Source organism: Candidatus Centipeda massiliensis (genome assembly GCF_900290285.1).
Taxonomy (GTDB): domain Bacteria; phylum Bacillota; class Negativicutes; order Selenomonadales; family Selenomonadaceae; genus Centipeda; species Centipeda massiliensis.
Genome location: NZ_LT985762.1, coordinates 1 through 5,567 on the forward strand (window position 1 = coordinate 1; position 5,567 = coordinate 5,567).

At 50.7% G+C, this 5,567-nt stretch carries 5 protein-coding genes and 2 pseudogenes; 3 read left to right on the forward strand and 4 right to left on the reverse strand.

The window, feature by feature from the left end:
* The first annotated feature begins 113 nt into the window (after window positions 1-113).
* Window positions 114-1,022 (forward strand): IS3 family transposase, encoded by a 909-nt coding sequence (locus C8273_RS12510; RefSeq protein ID WP_106628025.1) that lies wholly within the window; start codon window positions 114-116, stop codon window positions 1,020-1,022.
* Between the two features lie 130 nt (window positions 1,023-1,152).
* Here C8273_RS12510 and C8273_RS12515 read toward each other — a convergent pair whose 3' ends face one another.
* From C8273_RS12515 to C8273_RS12530, 4 genes and pseudogenes are all read right to left on the reverse strand, one after another.
* Window positions 1,153-1,689, reverse strand: a complete 537-nt coding sequence (locus tag C8273_RS12515; RefSeq protein ID WP_106628026.1) for a methylated-DNA--[protein]-cysteine S-methyltransferase — start codon at window positions 1,687-1,689, stop codon at window positions 1,153-1,155.
* 330 nt (window positions 1,690-2,019) lie between these two features.
* Window positions 2,020-2,451, reverse strand: a complete 432-nt coding sequence (locus C8273_RS12520; RefSeq protein ID WP_234344107.1) for a hypothetical protein — start codon at window positions 2,449-2,451, stop codon at window positions 2,020-2,022.
* Window positions 2,452-2,535: 84 nt separating this feature from the next.
* Window positions 2,536-3,096, reverse strand: coding sequence for a hypothetical protein (locus C8273_RS12525; protein ID WP_106628028.1), 561 nt, complete (start codon window positions 3,094-3,096; stop codon window positions 2,536-2,538).
* A gap of 287 nt (window positions 3,097-3,383) precedes the next feature.
* A pseudogene (locus C8273_RS12530) lies at window positions 3,384-4,192 on the reverse strand (PD-(D/E)XK nuclease family transposase).
* Between the two features lie 425 nt (window positions 4,193-4,617).
* Between C8273_RS12530 and C8273_RS12535 the strand changes: the two are divergent.
* Window positions 4,618-4,740, forward strand: a pseudogene (locus tag C8273_RS12535) (IS5 family transposase); the annotation flags it as partial.
* An 89-nt stretch (window positions 4,741-4,829) separates the two neighbouring features.
* Window positions 4,830-5,369, forward strand: coding sequence for a transposase (locus C8273_RS12545; protein WP_234344108.1), 540 nt, complete (start codon window positions 4,830-4,832; stop codon window positions 5,367-5,369).
* Window positions 5,370-5,567 lie beyond the last annotated feature (198 nt).

Genomic DNA, 5,567 nt, shown 5'->3' on the forward strand with positions numbered 1-5,567 from the left:
CAGCTCAAGGCACAGGATAAGGAAATTCGACGTCTGAAGAAAGAGAATGACTTTCTGGAAGAAGCAAGCGCTTTTTTCGCCGCGAGCCGTCTGAAGTCAACAAAAACGAACGTATGAAGTTTATTGCGTTCAAGACAGCAGACGGCGCACACAAAGGAAATATCAGTTTTTATTGCAGACTGCTCCATGTCACAAGACAGGGATTTTATCAGTATCTGGTGAGCAAAGACCGCCCCTGGAAATATCAGAAACTTGCCGATGCCATGATGCAGATCCATGCAGAGGATGAATGCAACGATACCTACGGAAGAATCCGCATGTGGCAAGCACTCAAAATCAAGCAGCCGGAAGGCGTCCATATCCCGAACGAGCGACCGGTTTACCGCGTCATGGAAGAAATCGGACTTAGCCATCGCCCCAACCGAAAGCTGAACGGTATCACCAAGGCAGATCGAGCGGCACACATGTCGGAAGATCTTCTGCGGCGCGATTTTCATGCCGATACGCCTCTTTCCAAGTGCATTACGGACGTGACGGAAATCAAGGCGTGTGATGGAAAACTCTATATTTCAGCGCTCTTCGATTGCTTTGACTCTGGTGTACTCGGTCTTTCCGTGGATACGAACACGAAAGCCCCCCTGTGTGTCAAGATGCTCGCTAACGCTATGCTTTCCTATCCGAAACTCAAAGGGGCAGTTCTGCATTCCGATCGCGGCAGCCAATATACGAGTCAGTTGTATCGAAAAGCTGTTCAAGACTACGGGATTCAGCAAAGCATGAACAGCGCCGGTGGTCGCTGTCATGACAACGCACGCTGTGAGAGCATGTGGGCTCGAATGAAGTCGGAACTGCTTTATGGTCGTTATGACACGCAAAAGATGACGACGGAAGAATTGAAGGTCTTAATTTGGCGATATTTCATGAGCTATTGGAACAACCGCCGAATTTGTTCAAGAAATGGCGGGCTTCCTCCAATGGTGAAACGCCAACAGTTCTATGATTCCCTGGACGTAGCTTCTTAAGATTTCATTTCCTTGTGGGGAATTTGTCAACTGATCTTGACAATATCATTACTCTTTATCCAGTAAAGAGGGTACATATCAAATGACGGGGCGTGCTTTTCCATTCAATACGTTGTCATGATAACACGAATCAGAGTTTCGTCCCATGTTTCGGCACGAAGAACGCGCTCATATCGACGCCCTCGTGTTTGAGGAGCGCAATCTTCATCGGGAGACCGCCGCCGTAGCCGGTGAGACTGCCGCTTGTGCCGACAACGCGGTGACAGGGGATGATGATGGAGATGGGATTGTGACCGACGGCGCCGCCGACCGCCTGTGCGGACATGCAGGATTTGCCCGTCAGGGCGGCAACCTCCCGCGCGAGCGCGCCGTAGGTTGTCGTCGTGCCATAGGGAATGCAGCAGAGCAATCGCCACACAGCCTGACGGAACGCGCTCCCGCGCGGGGCGAGGGGGAGTTCCTCTATGGCGGGTCTCTCTCCCGCAAAGTAACGCGCGAGCCATTCCTTCGTCTCCCGGAGGAGCGGCGTCTCGCGCTCCTCTACACTCTCGCCGCACAGGTTGGAGGCATAGTCCTGCCCCGCAATCCAGAGCCCAACGAGCGCCCCTTCGCGCTCTGCGAGGAGGATATCCCCGAGCGGTGATATATAATGCGCGGTGTAGGTCATCCAATCTCCTCCCGAGGAATATTTTTGCGTGCCGACACGGTTCAGCCCCGCAATAGAACGCGAACCGAGCGTGAACCTACGGCGTTCATGCTGCCGCCTAGTATAGCATAAATCGGCGCGTTCCTCCATATATCTCTCTATCTGCACAAACGCAGCGCCCTCGTTAAAGCTGCCCGCTCCCATCTTGAACAGGTTCGCGTTTTCAAATAAAAAGGCGCCGATGCCCGCCCCATGCGAGGAGTTCATCGACGCCTGATTCAGGCGGTATACGTCTGATATGATTGTTCCAATCGAAGTTTAGGGATGAACAGCAATACGGAACCTATCGGATTATGATACGCGCTTGACCTTCCAATAGAAGTTGGAAGGAGCATCTGACCTCGAAACCTTCAGCTCTGCGCCATTATTATATACATTAACCTTGGAAAGAAACGTAGCCCCTGGGCAGTAGGTCCACTGACAATATAACGTCCCCTCATCCACATAGAAGCCTTCCATAACCGTTCGTCCAACATCATCAAAAGACTTTGAGCCATTTAACTGCTTTATCGTCCCGACGAGTTCTCCATCTACCATATGCAGATTGAATACCATACTGCCTGCATTAGCTCCCCATGTGTACGTTTGCTCCACAACCCGATAATCGCCCTGCAGGTCTGATATCGTCATTGCCTGCGCCGGGGAGCTGCCGAATACGCAGAGCGCAAACGCCGCCGCGATGAAACCGAACAGCCTCAAAAATTGACCCATCTTTACCATCATAAACATCCTTTCTAACAATACAGTTCATCCCCATCGTATGGAAAGGTTCGCTGCGCTTTTCGCGTTTCAAACCTCAATACTCGTTTATTTGATGAGCTGCAGGAAGAGTTTTATCCCTGCGGCTGTTTGCGACGAAATACGTCCGCCGAGCACATTGGGGAGGATATAGTTACCGTCATTCCTCTTCGTATAGATGCCGTTCCTGCCGTTGGTATTGCTTACCTCCATTCTATCGTCACTGAGGACACGTATGGATGCCCACGGCGTGTCTTTATCCTGCTCGTACATAGTGAAGATGCCTGTCTCCATATCGTAGCTGAATACATCCCCGCCTCCCGCAGTAAACGGAGAGCTTGGGTCGATGTAGGATACGATGATGTAGCGCTCCGGCACAATCTCCGTTGGAGGTTTTTGCATCGAAAGAGGTAAACTGAGCATATCCCCGTCCGATATGAGCACATCCTCGATATTCCCCACTTCCCGCGCATAGCGTTTCAGGACGTAGTCGCCCGCATCTGCAACAGTGAACCTCGTCTCTGGAATGTCCCCGTTGTAAAGGGCGGCAGATGCGATACCTCCTGCCGAGAGCAGCAGCAAAGACGCAAACGCCCCCGTCATCATGAATATTTTCCATAGTTTCGTCATGAATCATCTCCTTTTGTTTGCTTTTACAAGTATATTATTCCCCCCCCCGTGGATTTTCCTGCCTGTCTCAAAAATATTTTTAAGGAGTCGCTGATAAATTCTTATGTTGCGCAACTCTGTGAAGTGGTAAACTAAAACTGGACACAGAGGGGGGTAGAAAATGGACACTGCTTGCAGTATCCTGTACACAGGATGACAGGCAGCGGACAGCCTATCTCCCGATGCAGACAGGAGGTTGCCACGTGAAGTACACCAAGGAGCAACGTTTGTTGTGGTCAAGCATTTACTTATGCTCCTGTTGACCCTGCCAACCGTTCAACTTCTTCCTGGGGCAACTGTGTTGCTTCAGCAATCTGGGAAAGTGTGAGTTTCCCCAAAGCAATTAAAGCCGTCGCCGTTCGACGAGCCGATTCCATACGCCCCTCTTCCAATTTCTTCTCTCCGAATTTCTCCATCAGTTCGCACATGGTATGTACCCCCTCTGCTTCTGCCTTAAAGTAATCCGCTCTTTTGGCAAGTTCCTTATAATTCATCTTGTTTGGATTCTCGCAGAAAAATCCTGCATCAACCGTCCGAGTGGCGTATCATCACGGTTTGCACCATTGACGTAGAGGATATGCGCCCCATCATCAAACGGTCGCTGAAGTTCTTGGACAATCCGCTCCACATGGTACAGCGGACAACCCGCTCCATAGATGTCGTTTTCTGTAATGAAGATCACCCATGTCTCTGGAAGCTCAGAGAACTCCGCCCCTTTTGCCAGTTCCCGCGAATCCATCATGCTGCTGTTGTAGCGTGCCCGACGCGGAGCGGCACCCTCGTTGGCACGCTGTACCTCGCAGTCGTAGAGCTTCCCCTCGCTGTCTTCTGCCAACACGTCGAAACGCACGCCGCGACCATAGAGATTGTCCGCACTCTGCTGCGTGACGACATGCTTGACAGCGAGATCGTCGCGTCCGAAGAAGATACGCAGCAGGAGCTGCATTCCCTCGACATAGTTGTCAAAACATACGTTGAAAAACGTATCGTCTATCAAGCGGAACTTTTGAATCAGCATACCATATTCCGCAGGAATGTCCTTCTTGATTATCCTCACCGCGCCTATATCCTCCTCACCTTGTTCTACTATCATAGTATGCACTACGGCAAAGATTGTCAAGGCTGAAAATTTCAGCAAAACATCCAGGGGTGTCAAAAATCCGAGTCGTAAAAATGCTCGTGAAGCCAGTTCCCGTAAGGCTTCATAAACTCTGACATCTTTCCTTTCGAGTGCACCATAGGGGTGTCAAACGCTTTGACACCCCTGCCAGTTGGTCGAGCTTCCATCGAGCGAAAAATCGCTGAACAGCATCAAAAATCATGGGGCTTCCAGACTGGGAAATCTCTGAAAGCCCTTGTAAATTGGGAATTCACGCTACATAGCGGCGATTTCCTTTGTATCATTTTCACGCATTAGACATCACCCGCAAGATGTTCGATGACGTGAAAGAGCGGCTGGACGCCGCAGGACTCATCATGCACGGCGGTACAATCGTTGACGCCACCATCATCCATGCACCAAGCTCGACCAAAAACGCCACGAAGACCCGCGACCCTGAAATGCACTACGTCAGGAAAGGGAATCAATGGTTCTTCGGCATGAAGATTTAGGAAGCACTGATAAATTCAGCCGCGCCATCTTGACGCATCTTTTTTGCCCGAACTGTGCCCGCGATCCTCCACATAGCCCTGCTATGCGTCCGGTTTGCCTCCTTGTTCGGACGAAAAAATCTACGCCAATTTGTCGGACTTCATTTTATCAGCGATTCCTTTATTCCGGTACGGATGCGGCAACAGGCTACGTTCATACAATCACAGGGACAGCAGCCAACGTGCATGACACCGTGCAGACGCACGCATTGATCCGAGCGGATGACCACAGCGTCTATGGGGACTCTGGGTATCTCGGCGTGGAAAAGCGCGCAGAAATCCTTGAAGATCCTCATCTATCGAGCGTGGATTATCGTATTGCGAAAAGACCTTCACAGAACCGCACAACAAAGGCGTATGCAGGAGTCAACTGGGACAAGAAGATCGAACACGAGAAAACTTCCATCCGCTGCAAGGTGGAGCATCCGTTCCTCATTGTGAAGCGGCTGTTCCAAGCGGGCAGGACAAGGTATCGTGGCATCAAGAAGAACCTGCTCCGTTACGATCCGCTCTTTGCATCGGCGAACCTCGTCATGTGTTTGAGGGCAGGAAGGCAGAGGGCGTTCTGCATGACAATGGGATAAGTGCGCCCTTTTTCCCAAATTTCCCGGTGAAACGGGCGATTCGGGGAAGAAAAAGGGGCAATGAGAGCAGTATTGCACGCTCTTTTGTTATGAAAAGTTTATACAAGAATAAAAAAGCGCAAAAGTCCCCCATAGCTATCTTGAATGAAAAAAATTATGCAATAGCAACATCCTCTGCGGCATGAGGAAGCCAACCAA